Origin of the sequence: Rouxiella chamberiensis, from assembly GCF_026967475.1 — a bacterium.
Taxonomy (GTDB): Bacteria; Pseudomonadota; Gammaproteobacteria; order Enterobacterales; family Enterobacteriaceae; genus Rouxiella; species Rouxiella chamberiensis.
The window spans coordinates 3753864-3775272 of the sequence record NZ_CP114058.1 but is presented as its reverse complement, the minus strand read 5'-3'; the positions used below and the strand labels follow the sequence as shown (position 1 = coordinate 3775272).

At 53.8% G+C, this 21409-nt stretch carries 19 protein-coding genes and 3 pseudogenes; 14 read left to right on the top strand and 8 right to left on the bottom strand.

The window, feature by feature from the left end:
* Positions 1–73: 73 nt before the first annotated feature.
* The 7 genes and pseudogenes from O1V66_RS17520 (at position 74) to O1V66_RS17495 (ending at position 4009) form a co-directional block, all read left to right on the top strand.
* Positions 74–475: a flagellar basal body-associated FliL family protein gene (locus O1V66_RS17520; protein WP_269127930.1), complete on the top strand. Its 402-nt coding sequence runs from the start codon at positions 74–76 to the stop codon at positions 473–475.
* Position 476: 1 nt separating this feature from the next.
* Positions 477–1185, top strand: a pseudogene (locus O1V66_RS17515) (FliA/WhiG family RNA polymerase sigma factor).
* 2 nt (positions 1186–1187) lie between these two features.
* Positions 1188–2054 carry a flagellar motor stator protein MotA gene (motA, locus tag O1V66_RS17510; protein WP_045048852.1) on the top strand — a complete coding sequence of 289 codons (867 nt, stop codon included), beginning with the start codon at positions 1188–1190 and terminating at the stop codon, positions 2052–2054.
* Complete coding sequence (locus O1V66_RS17505) at positions 2051–2896, top strand: flagellar motor protein MotB (RefSeq protein ID WP_045048853.1); 846 nt, start codon at positions 2051–2053, stop codon at positions 2894–2896. Before motA ends, O1V66_RS17505 begins: the two co-directional genes overlap by 4 nt.
* A 119-nt stretch (positions 2897–3015) precedes the next feature.
* A complete protein-coding gene (locus O1V66_RS17500; RefSeq protein WP_045048854.1) occupies positions 3016–3582 on the top strand; it encodes a DNA-3-methyladenine glycosylase I in 567 nt (188 codons plus the stop codon).
* The gene (locus O1V66_RS21805; protein ID WP_330873420.1) at positions 3579–3761 is read left to right on the top strand and encodes a GNAT family protein; all 183 of its coding nucleotides are present in this window, start codon (positions 3579–3581) and stop codon (positions 3759–3761) included. The genes O1V66_RS17500 and O1V66_RS21805 overlap by 4 nt, the downstream gene beginning before the upstream one ends.
* Positions 3689–4009, top strand: a complete 321-nt coding sequence (locus O1V66_RS17495; protein ID WP_330873495.1) for a GNAT family N-acetyltransferase — start codon at positions 3689–3691, stop codon at positions 4007–4009. Before O1V66_RS21805 ends, O1V66_RS17495 begins: the two co-directional genes overlap by 73 nt.
* Here O1V66_RS17495 and O1V66_RS17490 read toward each other — a convergent pair.
* The 4 genes from O1V66_RS17490 to O1V66_RS17475 all read right to left on the bottom strand — a co-directional run bounded on the left by O1V66_RS17490 (position 4006) and on the right by O1V66_RS17475 (position 9960).
* Positions 4006–4764 (bottom strand): hypothetical protein, encoded by a 759-nt coding sequence (locus O1V66_RS17490; RefSeq protein ID WP_269127929.1) that lies wholly within the window; start codon positions 4762–4764, stop codon positions 4006–4008. The genes O1V66_RS17495 and O1V66_RS17490 overlap by 4 nt on opposite strands.
* On the bottom strand, positions 4761–5354 hold the full coding sequence (locus O1V66_RS17485) for a hypothetical protein (protein ID WP_269127928.1): 594 nt from the start codon (positions 5352–5354) through the stop codon (positions 4761–4763). Before O1V66_RS17485 ends, O1V66_RS17490 begins: the two co-directional genes overlap by 4 nt.
* A 122-nt stretch (positions 5355–5476) precedes the next feature.
* A complete protein-coding gene (locus O1V66_RS17480) occupies positions 5477–7381 on the bottom strand; it encodes an Ig-like domain-containing protein (protein ID WP_269127927.1) in 1905 nt (634 codons plus the stop codon).
* Complete coding sequence (locus O1V66_RS17475) at positions 7336–9960, bottom strand: inverse autotransporter beta domain-containing protein (protein ID WP_269127926.1); 2625 nt, start codon at positions 9958–9960, stop codon at positions 7336–7338. Before O1V66_RS17475 ends, O1V66_RS17480 begins: the two co-directional genes overlap by 46 nt.
* A gap of 486 nt (positions 9961–10446) precedes the next feature.
* On the opposite strand from O1V66_RS17475, the pseudogene O1V66_RS17470 reads away from it, so the two are divergent.
* The 6 genes and pseudogenes from O1V66_RS17470 (at position 10447) to O1V66_RS17445 (ending at position 17263) form a co-directional block, all read left to right on the top strand.
* Positions 10447–11110: pseudogene (locus tag O1V66_RS17470) on the top strand (OmpA family lipoprotein).
* Between the two features lie 267 nt (positions 11111–11377).
* Positions 11378–12415 carry a LacI family DNA-binding transcriptional regulator gene (locus O1V66_RS17465; protein WP_045048857.1) on the top strand — a complete coding sequence of 346 codons (1038 nt, stop codon included), beginning with the start codon at positions 11378–11380 and terminating at the stop codon, positions 12413–12415.
* A gap of 227 nt (positions 12416–12642) precedes the next feature.
* Complete coding sequence (locus tag O1V66_RS17460) at positions 12643–13416, top strand: sugar phosphate isomerase/epimerase family protein (RefSeq protein ID WP_269127925.1); 774 nt, start codon at positions 12643–12645, stop codon at positions 13414–13416.
* A gap of 81 nt (positions 13417–13497) precedes the next feature.
* Positions 13498–14766, top strand: a pseudogene (locus O1V66_RS17455) (MFS transporter).
* Between the two features lie 76 nt (positions 14767–14842).
* Complete coding sequence (gene ghrB, locus O1V66_RS17450) at positions 14843–15823, top strand: glyoxylate/hydroxypyruvate reductase GhrB (RefSeq protein ID WP_045048860.1); 981 nt, start codon at positions 14843–14845, stop codon at positions 15821–15823.
* Between the two features lie 180 nt (positions 15824–16003).
* The gene (locus O1V66_RS17445; protein ID WP_045048861.1) at positions 16004–17263 is read left to right on the top strand and encodes a valine--pyruvate transaminase; all 1260 of its coding nucleotides are present in this window, start codon (positions 16004–16006) and stop codon (positions 17261–17263) included.
* A 124-nt stretch (positions 17264–17387) separates the two neighbouring features.
* Here the strand turns inward: O1V66_RS17445 and ibpB are convergent, their stop codons facing one another.
* On the bottom strand, positions 17388–17837 hold the full coding sequence (gene ibpB / locus O1V66_RS17440) for a small heat shock chaperone IbpB (RefSeq protein ID WP_045048862.1): 450 nt from the start codon (positions 17835–17837) through the stop codon (positions 17388–17390).
* Positions 17838–17964: 127 nt separating this feature from the next.
* Entirely contained in the window at positions 17965–18375 is a 411-nt protein-coding gene (gene ibpA, locus O1V66_RS17435; RefSeq protein ID WP_045048863.1) for a small heat shock chaperone IbpA, read from the bottom strand.
* Positions 18376–18713: 338 nt separating this feature from the next.
* Here ibpA and O1V66_RS17430 point away from each other — a divergent pair, with 338 nt between their 5' ends.
* A complete protein-coding gene (locus O1V66_RS17430) occupies positions 18714–19061 on the top strand; it encodes a YceK/YidQ family lipoprotein (RefSeq protein WP_052673447.1) in 348 nt (115 codons plus the stop codon).
* An 81-nt stretch (positions 19062–19142) separates the two neighbouring features.
* On the opposite strand, the gene O1V66_RS17425 is transcribed toward O1V66_RS17430, so the two are convergent.
* Complete coding sequence (locus tag O1V66_RS17425; protein WP_045048865.1) at positions 19143–20435, bottom strand: DUF3748 domain-containing protein; 1293 nt, start codon at positions 20433–20435, stop codon at positions 19143–19145.
* A gap of 68 nt (positions 20436–20503) precedes the next feature.
* Positions 20504–21319: a sugar-phosphatase gene (gene yidA / locus O1V66_RS17420; RefSeq protein ID WP_045048866.1), complete on the bottom strand. Its 816-nt coding sequence runs from the start codon at positions 21317–21319 to the stop codon at positions 20504–20506.
* Positions 21320–21409: the final 90 nt, after the last annotated feature.

Genomic DNA, 21409 nt, shown 5'->3' with positions numbered 1-21409 from the left:
AGTCCATCATGAAAACGAAGAGTTTATTTTGGGGGTGCTGTTTTCATTATTGACGGCCGCTCTGGTCGCCATAATGTTGATCTTCTCCCAAAGATATTTACTGAATGACAACAATAATGCCAAGGCAGCGCCCTTGTTCTTTAATCGCGATACGCCCTATAAAACCAGTTTCGTCGAAGTTAAAAATATCGTTATTAATTTAAAAAATTATGAAGGACGTGAGCGCTACGTATTACTCGAGCTGGCGCTGTCGACCACCACGCCGAAAAACAAGACGTTGACGATGGAAGATTTACCGGCCGTCAGAAGCTCGACCGTAAATTTATTGTCCAACGCAGACTTTCAGGAAATTCATAATTTACCGATCCCCGAGTTACGCAGACGATTAATGGAAGCCTATCAACGCGATTTACAGACGATGAATATTCAGGTGCCGTTTGAAAATGTCATTATCAGTAAAATCGTCTTCCAATGATATTAACATTATGGAAACAACGCCCGCCTCTACATTAACCGAAAAAGAAGAGAGCGACGCCGTTTCTCGCCTATTTGCCGCTGGTCAAAAAAATCGTCAGGCAATTGGCTTTACAGGCCAGTTGCGCGCTGGATATTCAGGACATAGAACAAATCGCCTTGATGGGGTTACTGGAGGCCATCAGGCGTTATGGTCGCCCCGACGGGCAATTCGGCAGCTATGCAAAATTAAGAATCCGGGGTGCCATTCTGGATGAGTTGCGCGAAAACGACTGGCGGCCCCGCCGGTTGCGGCAAAAAACGCACAAACTCAACGATGCCGTCCGAGCCTTGGCGCGTCAGCTTGGCCGCGAGCCAACGGCCCATGAAATAACGACGCAGCTTGATCTGACTGCGCAGGAATATCAGCAATATTTGCTGCTGGACAGCGCCCGCGAGATGCAGAGTCTGGATGAACTTCTTTCTCTGGGCACCCCCACGGACACGCTGCAAAGCAGAGGGCTGGAAGAGAAATTTATTCTGCAAGACAGCATGAAACATGCGCTTGCCACCCTCGACAAACGCGAACAGATCATTTTGTCGCTGTATTACCAGCACGACATGAGTTTGAAAGAAATTGCCCTGACCCTCGAGCTGACGGAAGCCCGTGTCTGTCAGCTTAATAAAAAAATCACTGAAAAAATAAAGCTTTTCTATAACAACGAGAACTAAACATGCAAAAAATCATCGGTATTCTCATCATTATGCTGTGTGTCACGGGAGGATTTATTCTGTCTGGCGGCCATCTTATTTCCTTTTGGCAACCTGGTGAAATCATCATTATTCTGGGCAGCGGCATCGGCGCGATGGTGCTTGCCAATTCTCGCTATGTATTGAGAGAAATTGGCCGCCAGATGCGCGGGGTTATCAGAAAAAACGAATACACCGTCGAGTTTCAAAAGCAGTTATTAATGCTGCTCTATGAATTACTCGAACTGGTACAGATTGGCGGCCTTAAAATGCTTGACGAGCATATTGAAATACCCGCTGACAGTTCACTCTTTAGAAAATACCCCTTAATTCTGGAGCAGGAAGCGCTGGTGACCTTTATTTCCGATAATTTTCGTCTGATGGCGATGGGGAAAATCAATCAGCACGAACTTGAAGGGATCCTTGAGCAGGAGTTGATTGCGGTTGAAGATGAACTCCTGACGCCCTCCCGATCGCTGCAAAGAACGGGTGAGGCCATGCCGGGCTTTGGTATTTGTGCCGCTGTTCTGGGCATCATTATCACCATGCAATCGATTGATGGTTCAATCATTCTGGTCGGCATAAAGGTCGCTGCCGCGCTGGTCGGGACGTTTCTGGGCGTATTCCTGTGTTACTGCTTTATGGATCCGATGGCCAATGCCATGGAGCAGCGCACCAAGAAAACCATCGCCTTTTTTGAATGTGTGCGCATGGTTCTGGTGAATCATCTGGCCGGAAAACCCAATCTGCTGGCCGTGGATGCGGGCCGCAAAATGCTGCCGCTGGACTGTAAACCAACCTTTGCCAAACTCGACGCGTGGGTTTCCGACATGGCGGAACCGCTGAAATGAGGGAAAGCGGCAAATTTACTCACACCACGATTATCAAGCGCCACGCGGCGCGTTCGCATTTCAGGCCGCATACCGGGGCCTGGAAAGTCGCCTTTGCCGACTTTACGCTGGCCTTGATGTCATTGTTTATCGTGCTGTGGATTGCAGCGTCTATCTCGCAGAAAGACCGCCAGCAGATAGTCATGACCCTGAACAATGCTTCGATGCTGGAAGGGCAAGGCGAAAGTGTTTTCGACAACGATGCGCATAACGCAATGATTGATATCGGGATGGTTAACAATCAGCCCATTGCCCCGGTCGACAGCATTCTTGAGCGCTCGAAGGCCGACATGGACGAGCTTTCGCGCGCCATTTTGAAAATTACTTCCGAAAACCATGCTCAGGCGAATCTGCAAATCGATATTGTGCCGCAGGGACTGCGTATCACGATTCGAGATGACAGGCACCGCGAAATGTTTCCGCGCAGCAGTGCGCAGATCGGACCTTTCTTCAAAGATTTGCTGAAAAAAATCGCCCCCACCCTGAATCAGCTCAACAACAAGATTGTTATTACCGGCCATACCGACAGCACGCAATATCAGAGTCAAACCCGGTACAGCAACTGGAAACTCTCAAGCGACCGCGCGGTCATTGCACAGCAAACCTTGCTGGCAAACGGGCTGGGTGAAGATAAAGTCTTGCAGGTCAGCGCGATGGCCGACAAGTTGCTGCTAAAGCCCGACCAGCCCAACGCCGCAGAGAATCGGCGTATCGAGATTTTGGTGCTCACCCAGACGGCCTCCGACAGCCTGTATCAGTTCTTTGGTAAACACGGTATTGAGGTCACACCCGCGCGTCCATAGCGACACGCCATTTTTTCTCAGGGTTCCAGCAAGCCTCGCAAGTTATCAACGCAGGGCTTGCAGGCCTTCAGGGTAGGGTTAAGATAGGGTTCATTCATTCAACCACCTGAAGAGAAAAGATGATGCGCTGCAACTGGGTTTCCGGCGATCCGCTGTACATCGATTATCACGATACCGAGTGGGGCGTGCCGGTCAAAGACGGACGAGCATTGTTTGAACTACTGTGTCTCGAAGGTCAGCAGGCCGGGCTTTCATGGATTACGGTGCTCAAGAAACGCGAAAATTATCGTCGCTGTTTTCACCAGTTTGTGCCCGAAAAAATAGCGGATATGACCGAGCACGACGTCGATACGCTGGTGCTCGAAAGCGGCATAATTCGCCATCGTGGTAAAATCGAAGCCATTATTACCAACGCAAGAGCCTGGTTGGCCATGCAGGCAGGCGGTGAAGATTTTTCGCACTTTGTCTGGCAGTTTGTCGAACACCAATCCGTTATCAATCATCCTGAAGGTCCGGGCGATGTGCCCGCCAAAACCGACGTCTCCGATGCCCTGTCCAAAGCGCTGAAAAAACGCGGCTTCAAGTTTATCGGTTCAACCATCTGTTATGCCTTTATGCAGGCCAGCGGCATGGTGAACGATCATCAGACTTACTGCCAATGCTACCCCAACATGCCCGCTGCGTGATCCGTCGTTCAGACGACGCCGATCTCGACCCCATCATGCTGCTTTGGCTGCGCAGTACGCTCGCGGCGCACCCTTTTATCGATGAAAGTTACTGGTATGAAAGCGCATCGATGGTCAGAGAGTCCTTTTACCGCAGGCCGTTACCTGGGTTGCCTGTCCTGCGAGCAGAAAAGAGATAGCGGGGTTTATCAGCGTTATCAATCAGCAGTTTGTCGGGGCGCTTTTTGTCGATGCCCCCTTTTATGGTCAAGGCGTTGCGCAGCAACTGATGGCGCAGGCTCGAAGCCGCTACGGCAAGCTGCTGCTGGAGGTTTATCAGCAGAATCTGCGAGCCGTGGCTTTCTATCGCAAAGAGGGGTTTGTGGTGATTGCCGACACGCATCACCCAGGCACCGGACTGCCGACCTGGGTGATGGCACGCGCTTAGCGCCAGTAGATCCAGACGTTTTTGGCGCTGGAATCCATTACCTGTTTCCGGCCGTCATCGAAGAACGGTTTATCGGTCGTCAGATACTTGTCACAGACGATGGCGCGGATATTCACGTTGCCCGCAATGGGTCCCTTGTGTTCGATAGAGGCATAGCCAGAATTGTTTCCTGTGGTTGCGCTGTAGTAAACGCCCGACGCCCCATCTTCACCGGTTTTAGCTCTAAAGCATACGTTCACCCTCTCCTTCGGCGCACGACCGTATTGATCTTCAACTTTCACATCAATGGCATAGACATAAAAAAGTGCAGGGAACATGGCATAGTCGTAGCGAAGTTGCACCACATCATAGTGCAGTTCGATAGTCACCGCAGAGGGTGCGGTAAAGCGCCGCGTTTCACCGCGCAGGTCAGCGACGTATTTATTTACGGCCGTGATGTCTACATTGAGGGTTCGGCCTGCGTAGGCGGGGTTGTTGATCTCCATAAATTGTCCGGTTTCGCCATGCAATGGCTGACCATCCAGTTTCCATTGATAGTGGGCAGCGTATTGTCGCGAAACGGTATCGCTGAATTCGACATTTATGCCGACCCGATTTCCGACCTTGAACTCGCCGACAAACTGATGAGAAAGCACCGTAGGAACGGTATCCGCGAACACAATCATTGCCACTTCATTCAGATCAGGGTTTGAGGTTGACCCGACAATCAACGTTTCTTCACGTTGGACATATTTTTCGGGCGGCATCAGCGTCACGGTGACTTTTCCGTGTGCATTGGTTTTCGCCTCTCCCCCTGAAGAATGACGGCATGGTCCAGCGCGTTCCAATTAAGGGTTTCGCCCACCACCGGATTGAGGTATTTATCCTTGATTGTCACCGTCAGCGTTTTAGGCGCGCCCTTGTCGCCCACCAGCAACTCCTGGCGAGTTTTATCCAGCGTCATCGAGGTCGCGATGGCACCTTTGACGAAGCCCACCCTGCCCGAGCGTTCTGTTTCTCCTTCAATGTTTTCCGTATTGCGTGGCGTGACGGCAACGCTTAACTCCGCGTCGAGATCCTCATATTTCAGGATATAGATTTTCTGCGTGGCGCCCGGGATTGGCTGGGTGTCGCCTTTCAGGTGTCGCATCCACTGGAACGTGGTGCCGGATTCTGCCGGACCGCCGTTTGCTCTGAACACGTAACGGGCCGTAACTCGCTCGCCAACCCGTAACTCGCTTTTCTGTATCTGCACCTGACCCGCCTCGGGCGTGGTCAAAATCGTGATACTTGCCGATTTCACGCGGTGTCCCTTGATACCGCGGCGGCTCATCGGCGTCACTTCGGCATAAAGACGTCGGCGCATATCGCTGCTTTTAACCGTATAAGAGACGCCTTCCCCAACTGCCGATTGGCTGTCGCCGAGCGTGTACCATTTTATCTGCGTACCGCTCTCAAGACCGCCGCCCTGTTCGAGATAGGTATAGGTTAGCGACAGCGTTTCCCTACCTTGCCCGTTCCGTCGATTTTGAGATCACGCGCGACGGGCAAGCCGATAATTCGGGCCGTTGGCGCAGCCTTTTGCCGTTGCCCGATATAGCCTGCAGTATTTCTCGGCGTAATTTCTACCCAGATTTGCGCATTGATATCTTTTTCGGTGAGGCGGTAAGTGCGCGCGGTAGAGTGAAGTATTTCGGTACTGACTTCGCCCACTTTTCTCATCCAGCGAATCTGCGATCCGCTCTCTTTTCCGGAACCATTTTCTATGAATCGATAGTGTGCCGTCAGCAGCGACTCTTCAACCTGTTCACCGCTGATAACGACCTCCGCCACGTCGGGCAGCCCAATGATTAGCGGTGTGGGTGCCGAAGTTATGGGCACGCCGTAGACACCTTCGCTACTACGCGGCGTGACGGTGACCGTCAGGGTAGCGCCAATGTCGCTTTTGCCAAGAAGATAATTTTTGGCGGTCTGCCTGTCGACGGTCTGGGCATGTCCATTACGCCAGCGCTGCCATACGTATCGACTCACCGCTTCGGGTTTGCCCGTGGCCTCGACATAGTCATAGCGCGCCTCGAGCGTGGAGCCTTCAAGAAGGGTGCCCGCGATTTCAAGCTGGCGGACAGCTGGCACGCCTTTAAACACCAGCGCCTTGCTGCTGTGTATTTCGCCCGCCGAAGCGGTCACAAGCTGGGTACCGCCCGCAGTCGAGGTCAGCGTCACATCGGCTTTGCCGTAGATATCGGTTATGGAGGTCGTACTGCCAAACTCGACGTGTGGCGAAGACCAGCGGATTTCCTGCTGGCTGACTGGATTGCCCATGACGTCTTTGGCTATCGCGCTTATCGTTATCCGCTCTTTGCCGTCGGCGACGGGTTGGGTTTCATCGGCGAATAACGTCAGCCGATAAACCGGTCCCGCCGTTACCGTGACGCTGTAGTAGGCTTTTTGCGCGATGAAATTGGCAGATTCCGCCTCGAGCACGCTAATCGTGACCGGCCCGCCGACCTTGAGATAACTTAACGATCCCTGGGTCGCGTCAACTCCGACAATGGTTTGATCGCTTGAGGCGTAGCTTATTTTGCCGCCATTACTCGAAGTGGGCGTCGGGCTTTGTGGATTATCGGTGATAGCCACCCGCAATTTTTCCGGTAATCCGCCCAATGGCTGACCTTTACCTTTTTTCACCTGAACGGAATAGGAAATTTGCTGGGTCAGGGTGTTGTCGTGTTCCGGTTCGGTCACCGTGATAAGGGCGGTGCCTGCGGCATGATAGGCGAGCAGACCGGTCTGTTGCTCGACGCTGACAATCGCGGGCGCATTCGAGCCAAACACCAGCTTTCCGCCGTTGCCGCCGGTCGGTGTTGGCTGCTGCGGTACGTCCCCCAGCGTTACAATCAGTGGCGGGAGTCTGTCGAGCGGACGACCCGATGCGCGCGTGACCTTGACGTTAAAGGTCACCGCAGCCGGCGCCTGTAAAAACTCGGTTTCGGCCTGCGACACGGTAATCACCGCCTCGCCGGCCTGACCAAAGCGCAGCGTGCCGTCATCGTTCGCAACGACAATGTCGGGATGATTGGAAACAAAAGTCAGCGTGCCGCCGTTGCCGCCATCAACCGTGACGTGCTGCGGTGCCGACTGCCATACCACCGCGATATCGGCGGGCGCAATCAGTCTGTCGGCGGCTTTTTTAAGCAGGGTGATGTTAAAACGCATACTTTGTGGCTGAAAGTTGGGGCTGGCCGCCTCATTGACGGTGATGGTGACGGGAGAGCCAGGTTGTAGCCAGTGCATCTGCCCTGTTTTCGCCTCAATGGCGATACGCTTTGGATCACTCGACGAATAACTCAAGACACCGCCGTTGCCGCCTTTGGGTGAAACCTTTTGAGGCACGTCGCCCCACACCACGGTGCGGTCGGGCAGTTGTTCCAGCGCCTGTCCGCTGGCGGCATGGAGAGTAACGGCAAAGGTCGCGGGTTCGGGAGCAGTAAACTCTTCTGTTGCGAGCTGGGTGAGGGTAATCGTGGCGCGCCCCCCGCCAGCAGGGTGAGCACCCCGCCCTGACCACGAGAAGCGACTGTCGCCGTATTTTCATTGTCGGAGCTAAACCGCAGCGCGCTGCCATTGCCCCCTCTTACCGCAAAGACCAACTCAGGATTTCCGGGGGAAAACTGGCGCACAATGTCGTCGGGAGCCTGTATTGGGGGCGAGCTTTTGCGTAGCAGTTTAACGGTAACGTTGTCGGTCAGGGTGGTGCCTTTTATGCGGGCGGTCAGCGTCCAGCTTTCGGATTGACCGACGGTGGCAGGAATCTCGAAAGCATAGGTTGCGACGCCGTGGCGATCGGTTTCCGATTCTGCAATCTCGCGCGTACCGGTGTTCCACACCACACTGCCCGCCACGCCCTGACCGTCTTCATCCGTTATTTTTGCGCTAAACAATGCCTTGCCTGCGCCAACCACTGCCTCGGTTGGCGGCGTGGTAAAGCGTATCGATTTCGGCTGTCCAAAGACGGCGTTAAAGGTTTTATCAAGCTGACGTTCGCCCTGCCTGTCAGAAAGCGCCGTTCTGCCACGCGCCAAGATATCGAGGCTCGCCCGCAGGGTTGCCGTGCCCTCTTTCTGAATATTGTTATACAGCACGGACGTATAACCCTGGCTGTCTGTCATGGAGGCCGACTGGCTCAACACGCCAAGTTCGGCGGATTTTTCATGCCAGAACACCTTGCGCTCACTCACCGGATCGCCGTGGCTGTCGAGAACCCGCACCTTCGCCTCGACGATGCCCGCCGTGCCGCGTTTGAATTTGAAGTTGTTTTCCTGCTGAAAGATGCCGTTGACAGGGGTCAGCGTCAACGCCTGTAACCTGACAACAGGCGCTTTTACTTCGGCCTGCACGGCTTCGCCCCTGAGCCCGTCCGCATTGACCGGGATCACGCGAAATACCAGGCCGTCATCCAGAGAGTCACGCGTTAGGGTGTAATCGGAAAAATGCCCGATAGGTGTCGTCATGTCGCTGCTGCGATACCAGCTGACGTCAGACCCTTCGGGATGCTCGTCTGCGCCTTCGTTATTCAGATAGGTATATTCGCCGTGGAGGACGCCGCCGACGTTGATCTCCCCCGTAATACGCACATGGCGGGCACCAGGCGCGACATCGGCAGGCAGAATTTCGAGGTTGTAACGTGCCGAACCGAGAGGAACCTGCGAGGCAGAGAGCGGATACTCATAGGCGGAAATCTGTACGTTGCCGCGCCTCAACGGTTTTACCATGCCGCTTTCCGTATCGACGTCGGCCAGCAGCGGATTGCTCGAGGCATAGGCGATATAACCGCCATTGCCGCCTTTCACCGCGTTGACATACCCGGCACCCAGCGCCTTGACCGCCGCCGAGGCAGGGTCGAAATAAATGCGCTGCGTCTTGTCCTTTTGCTGATAGGACAACACGATATTAGGGTTGCGGGTGACAAACTCGTGTCGGGAATGAATAAGCGACGACAGCGCACGCGCCTGCATCGGGTCAATTTGCTGGGCAAAGTTGCGGCCGAAATCCCAGCTGACTTGCATTCCGGCGTTCCATTCTCCTTTCTGATTGCTGATGTGGCTGTGATTGACGTTAAGCCCCAGCAGGGAGATAGGCTGCCAGTTCACACCCAGCGTCAGACCAAAAGGATCGCGCGAAGCTTCGTTTCGGGTGCCCAGTACATCCACTTTATCGCCGTACCACCGGAAAATTTTGGCCTGGGCCGAAGCGTGCCGACCCAATTGGGTTTCGAGGTTGAGATCCCAGCCTTTTGCCGCGCGTTCGTAGAGTTGAAAGCGGTGAGTATCGTCGTTGAAAAGGTCATCTGCCGATTTTTTCCAACCGCTTAACGGATGGTAGTAGTTCAATGAAGTTCGCAGGCGTTCGCTCCAGACTTCGAAACCCGCGCCGATACGGTGATGATTGCGGGTGGCATCCATATCCAGAAACAGATTGCCGCCCAGCATCAGATTTTGCGTCATATTTTTTCGATAGCCTGCGCCGAAATTGACAATATTTCGCGCGTTCCAGCGGCGGGCGCTCATTTGGGAAAACAGCGTGGTGTTTTCGCTTTCGAGCCACGGGTAAAAAGTATCGAAACGGTAATTCCAGGCCGTGTTGCCTAATCCGGCCTCAACGCTGACATTGGCTTGCCCGCCGTGCTGGGTAAGCCAAGTCTCCAACTGCTGCGAAACGGCGCCGTCAAGCAGCGCCTGACCCTGGTTTTTCGCCGCGCCCGTCAACCCGCTGCTTTGCATTTGTGGCGCAAGGCCGCTGAAAACCTCGCCGATTTTTTCTTCAGTCGCCTGTTTCTCTTCCCTGTTTGGCGCGGCGTCTGTGAGTGGCAGAGGCGTCAGAAAATCCTGCCCCTTGAATATCGTGGCTTTCTCCGCTTTTTCAGGAGCAGCGCCTGTCGGAAAGCTAATTAAAAATAAAGAAAATAGCTGCACCCCTACTATAAAAAAGGCCGCGATTTTTTTAATTAATGAATTATTAGCCAAATAAAAAATTGGGTTTTTATGTGCCATCCTGGTCATCCCGAATTAATGCAGCGCAGCGTAAATAAATAATATTTAATGCACTCATCTCATTAAATATTATTGATAATAAACTTTTCCATTCTGGTTATTTATACTCCTGTTCGCCAACAGATAGATATAACGAAAGCCTTAATTAGCCCGACATTCATTTAATTAAAACAATTGGGTTTACTTTAAAGTTTTTTAATATAAATACTCACAAGCAGATTTATCTGAGTGATAAAACGCGCCTTTTCTCGCATAAAGAGCGCATGAGCCAAGAATGACGATGACACTACCAGCGATTTTTTATTTCACGTTTCTCTTTCGCTGATTAACCTCTTTGCTGATACACATTTTGAATGTCTGACGGAGTCATAGCACGCCAGGCAGCCGTTTTATAAAGGAAGCATAAAAATGACTAAACGTATTCTGGTAATCGCAAGCACTCTCTGCCTCACTTTGGGACTCTCGGCCTGTACCACCAACCCTTACACCGGCGAGTCACAGGCCGGTAAATCAGGTATTGGCGCGGGCGTAGGCGCAGCACTCGGCGCGGGCGTGGGCATGCTGTCGTCTTCCAGACACGATCGCGGCAAAGGCGCGCTGATTGGCGCGGCAGCCGGTGCGGCACTGGGCGGCGGTGCCGGTTATTACATGGATGTGCAGGAAGCGAAACTGCGCGACAAAATGAAGGGCACCGGCGTCAGCGTGACCCGTCAGGGCGAAAACATCGTGCTGAACATGCCGAACAACGTGACCTTCGACAGCAGCAGCAGCACCCTGAAACCGGCGGGTGCCAACACGCTGACCGGCGTGGCGATGGTATTGAAAGAGTATCCAAAAACTGCCGTCAACGTCGTGGGTTATACCGACAGCACCGGCAGCCAGGCGCTGAACATGCGTCTGTCCCAGCAACGTGCCGACGGCGTAGGCAGCGCGCTTATCACGCAGGGCGTAGACGGCTCCCGCGGTTCGTACCACGGGTGCCGGTCCGGCCAACCCTATCGCGTCAAACAGCACCGAAGAAGGCAAGGCGCAGAACCGCCGTGTCGAAATCACCCTGAGCCCGACGCAATAATCGATTTTTGTTAAACATTTCTTCACCGGCCCGACGTCATGGGCGTGGTGACAAGGCCAATTGCGCGCACACCCCACCAGCCAATCAACCGGCGGTCGGGGTGTGCAGGCGCAGATTACGCCTCTTCCGCGCGAATAACACAGAGTGAGTGCATCAAGTACGCAGGGTAAGTTGCCTCACTCTGTGCTAGTCTCCTAAATCATCAGCAATAACCTTTTTTCCTATCATCGCAACAGGTTATCTGGCGATTATCCAAGGAGACCGAACGTGAGCAGGTCCAAGACTCAACCCACACCTACTCCACGTGCCACCATCAGGGACGTGGCCAGCGCCGCCAAAACCGGTAAAACCAGCGTTTCGCGTTATCTCAACGGCGAACAGCATCTGCTTTCCGATGCATTAAAAGAGCGAATCGAAAGAGCAATCGCTCTACTGGATTATCAGCCTAGCCAAATGGCTCGCAGCCTGAAAAGCGGCGAAACACGCCTGATTGGCCTTATCATCGCCGATATTACCAATCCCTATTCCGTTGAAGTGATGCGCGGTGTCGAAGCGGCCTGCCGTCAGCAGGGCCTGACGCTGCTGGTCTGCAACACCAACAACGAATTCGATCAGGAAAAGCATTACCTTCAGCTCCTGAGCAGCTACCGTGTCGACGGCATTGTGGTGAACGCGGTCGGCATGCGCGAAGAGGCGATTTCATCCCTCCAGCAATCCCAACTGCCGATGGTGCTGATTGACCGCAAGGTCGCCAACTTCTCCTGCGATGTCATCGGTCTCGATAACGCCGAAGCCACGACGGAGATAACCCGGCATCTCTTGCAGCAGGGTTTTGAGGCAATCCTTTTCCTGAGTGAACCCGTTACCATCAATACCCGTCTCGATCGCCTGCACACTTTTCTCAAGATGATGCAGAAGACGCCGCAAAGGTTTGCCGAGCAGGGCGAAGTCGAGCTGGAAGATGACGAAGGTCTCGAGAAATTGTTACTGGATTTTGCCGCGCAATATCCCGACAAACGCCGTGCGGTCATCTCCGTCAACGGTGCGCTGACGCTGGTTATTGCCCGTGCCATGCGCCGAATCGGCATGGTGTGGGGAAAAGATATCGGCCTGCTGGGCTTTGACGATCTCGAATGGGCGGAGCTTGCGGGCGTCGGCATCACGACCCTGAGACAACCCACCTACGACATGGGTTATGCGGCTCTGGGCCAGCTGGTAAAACGTATTCATGGCAGTGATGAGCCTATCCGCGAACATGCGTTTTCAGGTGAGCTGATAATTCGTGGTTCCACCCAATCGGCTTAATCCCTTCCCGTTAGCCATACTCTAAAATCGTGACCCTGATCTCGTTCTTCACCTACGAGATCATGTTTTCCTGTTACCGAACTTTTACTTGGGACCGGTTCCAGTTAACGTAATGTTAACAGGGACTACGCCTGAGGCGAAAATTGGCCTACCTTTAACTTTCGGGTTTACCGCGCTTTTTCGGGCCCGACCGGGTAAAAACATCGACGCATCAAGGGAAAATTGGCATGAGCAGATCAGAAAACGTGGCAGACATCGTGATAGTAACCGCCGCTTATGGCTATCAGGCGGTCAAAGACCTGGGTGGCCAGGCGGCCCTTCTTACACCTATCGCCGAATCGGGCGCTGACGGCGTCGAAATTCGTCGTGAGCTGTTCGCCGAAGGTGAAGTCGAGCAGCTCGAGGCGCTCGGCGAAAAAATCCGTCGGCACAGGCTTTTTGCTTTCTATTCGGTTCCTGAATCGCTGTTTTTGGCACAAGGTAACGTCAACCCTTCACTGGCCGATTTTCTGACCGAAGCCTCCCGTCTACAGGCAAAAAAACTCAAGATAGCGCTCGGCGCCTTTGTGCCGGGTGAAGACCTGACGGCGCTGAAAGTGCTGCTGAATCAGCATGATGTCGAACTGGTAGTGGAAAACGACCAGACGCCGGACGGCGGCATTCTGCATCCGATGAACGCGTTCTTCTATGCCGCCGAAGCCCTGGACCTACCGGTTGCCATGACCTTTGATATGGCCAACTGGCTGTGGGTCGGTCAGGATGCGCTGGAAGCGGCCGAAACGCTGCGCGAGCACGTAAGCTATGTGCATGTGAAAGCGGCAGAATCACGCGGCGGCAAAATGCATGCGGTAGCACTCGACGACAGTGACGGCAGCTGGAAACCGGTATTGGAAGCCCTGCCCGACAACGTGCCACGCGGCATCGAATTCCCGCTGGAAGGCGAGGATCTGACTGCCGTTACGCGCCATTACGTTGAGTTGCTGCGCGGCGTCAATCACTGATCGGGGGCAAAATGAGCATCTGTTTACAATTACAACAACAAAGACTGCGCTATAGACGCGGTCAGAGTAAGGGGTTTGACGATGAGCAAGGTTAAATTGGCCGCCAAACGCTGGTGGTACATTATGCCGATCATTTTTATCTCCTATAGTCTGGCGTATGTCGATCGCTCGAATTTCAGCTTTGCTTCCGCCGCCGGTATCAATGACGACCTAGGAATAACCAAGGGGATGTCATCCCTGCTTGGGGCGCTGTTTTTTCTGGGGTATTTCTTCTTCCAGATCCCGGGCACCATTTATGCCGAACGCCGCAGCGTTAAAAAGCTGGTGTTCTGGTGCCTTGTATTATGGGGGCATTTGCTTCCTTGACCGGCGTTGTCAGCAGCATTCCGCTGCTCGCGGTGATCCGCTTTATGCTCGGGATTGTCGAAGCCGCCGTGATGCCTGCATTGCTGGTTTATATCAGTAACTGGTTTACCCAATCCGAACGCTCGCGGGCCAATACCTTTCTGATTCTGGGTAATCCGGTCACCGTGCTGTGGATGTCGGTGCTCTCGGGCTATTTAATTCACGCCTTTGGCTGGCGCGAGATGTTTATTTTCGAGGGTATTCCGGCGGTTATCTGGGCGGTTTTCTGGTGGTTCCTGGTCAAGGACAAGCCGGAAGAGGTCAACTGGCTGAACAAGGACGAGAAAAAGGCGCTGGCCGATGCGCTGGCCGACGAACAGAAAAATATCAAGGCCGTCAAAAACTACGGTCAGGCTTTCCGGTTCGCGCAACGTCATCATCCTGTGTGTGCAGTATTTCACCTGGAGCATAGGGGTTTACGGCTTTGTGTTATGGCTGCCGTCCATTCTGCGCGCCGGAAAATCCATGGGCATGGTCGAGGCGGGCTGGCTCTCTTCGGCTCCTTATCTCGCGGCCACTATCGCGATGATTCTGGCCTCGTGGGCCTCCGACAGAATGCGCAACCGCAAACTGTTTATCTGGCCGCTGCTGCTGGTGGGGGCCATCGCCTTCTTTGGTTCATGGGCTATCGGTCAGCATAATTTCTGGCTGTCCTACAGCTTGCTGGTGATAGCCGGTGCGGCGATGTATGCGCCTTATGGTCCGTTCTTCGCCATTATTCCCGAAATGTTGCCCAAAAACGTTGCCGGTGGCGCGATGGCCCTGATCAACAGTCTCGGCGCGCTGGGGTCGTTTTTCGGTTCGTGGTTTGTCGGCTATCTGAATGGCAGCACCGGAAATGCGGACGCGTCCTTTATCTTCATGGCCGTGTCCCTGCTGGTTTCGGTGATCCTGACCTTGATGGTCAAACCCGAAAAAACAGCGGAACCGCTTGAGGCTCACTAGAATAGTCTCTATTTTAATCAATGAATTGTCTTACTGAACAAACAGTCTACTAATCGTTAGCTTGATGGAGTAAGTAATGAAGCCGTCTATCGTTCTCTACAAAAAAATCGCAGCCGATCTGCACGAGCGTCTTGAGCAGCACTACAAGGTCGTTGAATTTAATGGTATTAACGACGCCAATCGTGCTCAGGTATTCGAGGCCTTGAAAGAGGCTGAAGGATTATTGGGTTCCGGCGGCGCAATCAACAAAGAGTTAATCGACCATGCGCCGCGTCTGCGCGGTGTTTCGACGGCCTCGGCAGGTTTCGACAGCTTTGACGTTGCCGAACTCAGCCGTCGCGGCATTCCGTTGTTCAACGCGCCTGCCGCGCTTACCGACACCGTTGCGGATCTGGTTTTCGCGCTGGTGCTGGCAACCGCACGCCGCGTGGTCGAGTTGTCCAATCTCACCAAACAAGGTGAATGGGACGGCAATGCGCCGACCGACTGGTTCGGCCTCGACGTTCATCATAAAACCCTCGGCATTATCGGCATGGGCCGTATTGGCCTGGCCGTGGCGCAGCGCGCACATCTCGGCTTCGACATGCCTATTCTCTACAACGCACGCAGCCAGCATAAAGAAGCCGAAGACCGCTTCAACGCCCGCAAATGCTCGCTGGACACCTTGCTGGAAGAGTCTGATTTCGTTGTGGTTATTCTGCCGCTGAGCGATCAGACTTTCCACATCATCGGCAAGGATCAGCTGGCGAAGATGAAATCTACCGGCATTTTGATAAGCGCGGGTCGCGGTCCGGTGATTGACGAGCAGGCGCTGATTCAGGCTCTGCAAGACGGTACCATTTATGGCGCAGGTCTCGACGTGTACGAGAAAGAGCCTATGCCGAATGATTCCGGCCTGCTCAAGCTGCCGAACGTCGTGACCTTGCCGCACATTGGTTCCGCTACGGCGCAAACTCGCTACGACATGGACGCGCTGGCGGTGGACAACCTGATTGCTGCGCTGTCAGACTCCACCAACGAGTTCTGCGTGAATGCTAAAGATCTGAAAAAATCCTGATTTTTTCCTGATTTTTATCTGAAGAAAACGGCGCGGTGCCGAGTTCGGTGCCGCGCTATTCTGCTCTCTTACCCTTCTCCTCCCTTCGACTATCTTGCCTTTCGTGTCCTCCTCCGATTGCACAGCCGCGGCGCAGGCGTTAAGGTGGGCGTCACATTTTGATAACACGCAAAGTAAGCTATGACGTTCTCTGTTTTCGGCGAAAAATTTACCCGTTTTTCCGGCATTACCCGCCTGATGGGCGATATGAATGACGGTTTGCGCACACCTGGAGCGGTGATGCTCGGTGGCGGAAATCCGGCACAAATTCCTGAGATGCAGGCGTATTTCCAGAATCTGCTGGGCGAGATGCTGGCAGACGGTAAACTCGCCGATGCCTTGTGCAATTACGACGGCCCGCAGGGTAAAGACGTGTTGCGTCATGCACTGGCCAAAATGCTGAGTGAAGAACAGGGCTGGGAGTTGACCGCCGACAATATCGCGCTCACCAACGGCAGCCAGAGCGCCTTCTTCTATCTGTTCAATCTGTTTGCGGGGCGACGCAGCGACGGTACGCTGAGCAAGGTTCTGTTCCCTCTGGCACCGGAATATCTGGGCTATGCCGATGCCGGCGTTGACGAAGACCTGTTTGTTTCGGCAAAACCCAATATCGAGCTGCTGCCGGAAGGCCAATTCAAATATCACGTCGACTTCGACCATCTGACTATCGGCGAAGATATCGGGCTTATCTGCGTGTCGCGTCCGACCAACCCGACCGGCAATGTGCTGACCGACGAAGAGCTGATCCGCCTCGATGGCCTGGCGCAGCAGCATGATATTCCGCTGCTTATCGATAATGCCTACGGCGTGCCTTTCCCCGGTATCGTGTTCACCGACGCCACGCCGCTCTGGAATCCCAATATTATCCTGTGCATGAGCCTGTCGAAGCTGGGTCTGCCGGGTTCGCGCTGCGGTATCGTGGTTGCCGACGAGAAGTACATCAAGGCTATCAGCAACATGAACGGCATCATCAGCCTCTCTCCGGGCAGCATAGGACCGGCGATGGCCAGCGAGATGATTGCGCGCGGGGATTTGCTCAGGCTCTCGCAGGACATCATTCGCCCGTTCTACTCTCGGCGTGTGCAGGAAACTATCGCCACGCTGCGCCGCTATCTGCCCGAAGAGCGCTGTCTTATCCACAAACCGGAGGGCGCGATTTTTCTCTGGCTGTGGTTCAAGGATTTGCCTATCACGACCGAAGTGCTGTATCAGCGCCTCAAGAAGCGTGGCGTGTTGATGGTGCCGGGCGATTACTTCTTCCCCGGCCTTGAGCATCCCTGGGCGCACACCCAGCAATGCATGCGCATGAACTATGTTCCGCAGGCCAGTGAAATCGAACGCGGCGTCATTATTCTTGCCGAAGAGATAGAACTTGCGCATCAGGAGCACCGCACCGCGTAAAAAGGCGGGTAGCGACGAAAAAAACCGGAAGGCCAGCGAGGCGTTTCCGGTTTTTTTATGGGCTTTTCAGACGCGGTTAATCAACAGCAGGACTCACCGCGAGGTAAGCCGTGTGCGCACGTTCTCAGGCCGGATTATTTTCCAGTGCCTGCGTGTCGGCGGCCGCCTTGTCCGTGCCGATGGCAATACGCTGAGGTTGCAGCGCAGGCGGGACGTCACGGGTCAGGCTGATATGCAGCAGACCGTTGACGAACTCGGCGGAGGCAACCTGCATATGTTCGGCCAGCGTAAAGCTCAGGCTAAAGGTTTTGCACACCAGCCCCTGATGCAGATATTCCACTTTGCTGTCTGCCGGTGTCGGCGTACCGCTGACCGTCAGTCTCGGCCCCTCGACCTCAATATTCAGTTCACTCTGCCTGAATCCGGCGAGCGCCAGCGAGATGCGATAATGGTTATCGTCTGATTTCTCGATATTGTAGGGAGGATAGCCGGAATCGCTGCCTTGCAGCGTGCTGGCTAATTTATCAAAGCCAATCCATTGACGCAGAAGTGGGGAAAGATCGTGGTTACGCATATTAACTCCTTCAGTGAAGCGAGATGATTTATACACTCTGTGGCGCATTGGCGACATTGCCGCAGCCCGGCTCCCTTACGGCGAACCCTTCAGAGCAATTTTTACTTTGGAGACTTCATCGTTACTCTTAAATTATTTCAATACGGCGAGGCTTGGAGGCTTCCGGCACCACACGCTGCAAATCGATATAAAGTAAACCGTTGGCCAGATTGGCTGATTTAATTTGAATATGTTCTGCTAATTGAAATTTACGTTCGAAATTACGCTCGGCAATGCCCTGATATAAATAGGTGCGCTCGGCCGGAGGATTGACGTGTGCGCCTTTCACTACCAGCATGTTGTCCTGGGCCGTAATCTCTAATTCCGACTCGGCGAATCCCGCCACGGCGATGGCGATCCGGTAATGATTTTCATCAACCAGTTCAACATTATACGGAGGATAACCGCCGCCCTGATTTTGGCCGGATTCGATTAAATTAAACAGGCGATCGAAACCGATAGCGGAACGATAAAGGGGAGAGAGATCGAAATTACGCATTATTACTGCCTCCTAATATTGCAGCGAGGAAAAAATACAGCCTTCCAGTCGGACAGGCCAATAACGCGCGAATACCCTGACGGCGTATTCTTTTGCAGCGTCGTATGATAAAAATGGCGGTGAAAAAATTAATTTCAAGCATTCGCCAGAAAAAATTTCGTATTAATGCTGGTCAGGTTGCGAAAAGGTCTACCTCATCCAAGGTATAATGGTCATTAGTTACCGTGAGTTAACGTTAATTCTTCAAATCGGTACTACAATTTTAAACGCACTTTCTGAACCTGTTTTGTAGGTTTTAAAGAACATCCTCAGCCCGACAGTTAGAGATGAGTTTAAAGATGAAGAAATTTTTATTATTGCCTGTAGCGACAGGATGCGCTTTTTTAGCCAGCGGCTGTTCCAGCGTAATGAGCCATACCGGTGATTATCAGGGGTATTATTCAGGGTCCAAGGCGGACGTCAGAATGATTAAGAGTGAAGACACAAGCTGGGCCATGACGCCCCTGCTGGTGCTGGATCTTCCTTTTACGGCGGCACTGGACACGCTGTTGTTGCCTTACGATTATTATCGCCGCGACAAGCCGGGTACGCTTGATCGCATCAAAGCCAGCGAAAATAAAAATCTGGCGCTGAGCCACGGCGTCGATATCAATCATGTTCCGCCCATGCCCGCCGCCGCAAACTAATCTTATCCGTTGCGGCGTTCGAGAACTCAGGCTTCCGATTTCAGGTAAGCGTTCTGATTTCAGAGAAAAGCGCGCTGAGAATCAGCCCGCCATACTCTCGGTTGATGTGATAAACAACTGATTAAATCCTGATATTTCACGCATGAACGCCACCGATTTACCGTCTGGCGAAACCACCACGGCATCGCCACAGGGTGCAACGTCGGTGCGCGGGGTTAAACGTTGCATCTCGCCGCTGGCGACGTCCAGCAGCATCACCGAGTTGTCGCATATCAACGCCAGCCTGTCGCCCCGAGGGTGCCAGCTCAACGCCGACTGAATGCCGCATGCGCCACGGCTGATTTGCCAAGGCTCGCCGCCCAGCGGAGACACTCCCCACACCTGCACAATGCCGCTGTCGTCTTTCATCAGAAACGCGATTGTCGCGCCATCGGGTGAGGCGCGCAGCCAGTGTCGAGGCTGGGACACGACGCCCGGATATGCTCTGTCGGCCGTAAACGTGATTCTGCGCTGAACCACCCCCGCCGGCGGTGCCGGAAGACGTGAAGGGGTTCCCTGCAACGGAAAATCACCCGCCTGGGTAAGCGCCTTGTCATCGGCAGGAAAGTCGACGACAAACACTTCCGGCAGCTTTTCTCCCGTCGCCGATACCGTGTCGCCGATGAAAGCCAATGCCCAGCGCTGTGGCTTTCCGTCGGCTTTTTTGTATCCGTTTTGGCCTATCCAGCCCTCTTCATAGGCGCGATTGATCTGATTGCTGCCCGGCTGCGGCGTCGCCGTGGTCTGGCTGACCAGCACGCAGAAATGCGTACCGTCGTATTCTCGTGGATGCGCCTTGGCCGCAACCACCGGATGATGCGCGAGCGCCACGCCGACATTGCGTAAATCCTCTGCCGCATCGCGCGCGTGCATGACGTGATCGTTATAGGTAAAACTGACCCGCGAACCGTCGGGACTGAATACGTGCACGTGCGACCCGCCGCGCAGCGCGCCCGGCGTATAGGGTTCAGTAATGTCAAAGGCATCAAGCGTGGCAGGCTGTGGCGAGGTTTTCGGGTCGAGAATGACGCCGCGACGGTGATGGAAATCGTATTTCCAGTGCGCATCGGGGTTTTCCGGCCCATGAATAAACACGTAGCGGGGAGCGGCGTCGGCACTGACGGTCACGACGCCCACATGCGCGCCCTGCGTGGCTCGATACAGCGTTTCCACCGTCCCGTCGCCGACATTGATGCGCTCAATGGTTGCGCCACTAAAATCGCTGCCTTTTGGCCGAACATCATAGACAAGCCACTGGCTGTCTGCCGTCCAGACATTGATATTGGTCAGCTGGTGACCCCGCGCCTCAAAAGTTAACTGCTTTTCACCCGCCACGTTACATCCCTATTTGTTACCGGTTCCGTGATGGCAAAGCCGTCATCACGGGAGCCGTGATTGCCGCATTATTTATTCAAGACAAACTTGTCGATGGCGAACGCTACGCCGTCTTCGCTGTTGGTTTTGGTGACGAACTGGCTGACCGCCTTGACGCTGTCCAGCGCATTGCCCATCGCCACGCCCAGCCCCGCGTATTCCAGCATCGCGATATCATTTTCCTGATCGCCCAAAGTCATGATGCTTTCGCGGGCAATCCCCAGTTTTTCGGCGAGTTTCTTGACACCTTGCCCCTTGTTCACACTCTTGTGGAGGATTTCAAGATAGTACGGCGAGCTTTTCATGATGGTGTAGCGCTCTTTGGCATCATGCGGGATTTGAGTAATCGCGTGGTCCAGCTTTTCGGGATGATCGATCATCATCACTTTAGGGAAACGCATCTCGCGATCCATCTGCTCGACGCTGCGGTAATGCAGCGGAATACCCGTAATATAGGCCTCGTGAATGGTATACGGGCTAATATCCTGGTTCGCGGTATAGAGATCGGTATAGGTCAGCGCCTGGAAACTCACACCCAATAAACGCGCCAGCGATTCAAAATAGAGAAAATCGTTAAAGGCCAGCGTGGTTTCGGCGAAAATGCTGCCATCTTCGGCGTTATGCACCAGAGCGCCATTATTGGAGATGCAGTAACATCCAGCCTGCTCCAAATCCAGCTCCTGAAGGTAGCGCTTGATGCCGATAAAAGGTCGGCCCGTGGCCAGAACGACCTGAACCCCTTGCTTAACGGCGGCGGCCAACGCATTTTTAACTGCCGGCGTGACTTCATGCTGCGGGTTAAGCAATGTTCCATCCATATCTATTGCGATCAATTCTATTGCCATAGCGTCCTCGGAATGTGTGTAGTTAACAACATGCTAGCGCGTTTTTATCGCCTGACGCCAGAAACAAAGCGCGTCGATAATGACCCTGAC

Coding starts and splice junctions, on each gene's coding strand:
- yidA (WP_045048866.1), bottom strand. CDS start 21,319: ATGGCAATAGAATTGATCGCAATAGATATGGATGGAACATTGCTTAAC.
- ibpB (WP_045048862.1), bottom strand. CDS start 17,837: ATGCGTAACCACGATCTTTCCCCACTTCTGCGTCAATGGATTGGCTTT.
- O1V66_RS17505 (WP_045048853.1), top strand. CDS start 2,051: ATGAGGGAAAGCGGCAAATTTACTCACACCACGATTATCAAGCGCCAC.
- O1V66_RS17485 (WP_269127928.1), bottom strand. CDS start 5,354: ATGCGCCGACGTCTTTATGCCGAAGTGACGCCGATGAGCCGCCGCGGT.
- ghrB (WP_045048860.1), top strand. CDS start 14,843: ATGAAGCCGTCTATCGTTCTCTACAAAAAAATCGCAGCCGATCTGCAC.
- O1V66_RS17445 (WP_045048861.1), top strand. CDS start 16,004: ATGACGTTCTCTGTTTTCGGCGAAAAATTTACCCGTTTTTCCGGCATT.
- O1V66_RS17500 (WP_045048854.1), top strand. CDS start 3,016: ATGATGCGCTGCAACTGGGTTTCCGGCGATCCGCTGTACATCGATTAT.
- O1V66_RS17520 (WP_269127930.1), top strand. CDS start 74: ATGTTGATCTTCTCCCAAAGATATTTACTGAATGACAACAATAATGCC.
- motA (WP_045048852.1), top strand. CDS start 1,188: ATGCAAAAAATCATCGGTATTCTCATCATTATGCTGTGTGTCACGGGA.
- O1V66_RS17460 (WP_269127925.1), top strand. CDS start 12,643: ATGAGCAGATCAGAAAACGTGGCAGACATCGTGATAGTAACCGCCGCT.
- ibpA (WP_045048863.1), bottom strand. CDS start 18,375: ATGCGTAATTTCGATCTCTCTCCCCTTTATCGTTCCGCTATCGGTTTC.
- O1V66_RS17430 (WP_052673447.1), top strand. CDS start 18,714: ATGAAGAAATTTTTATTATTGCCTGTAGCGACAGGATGCGCTTTTTTA.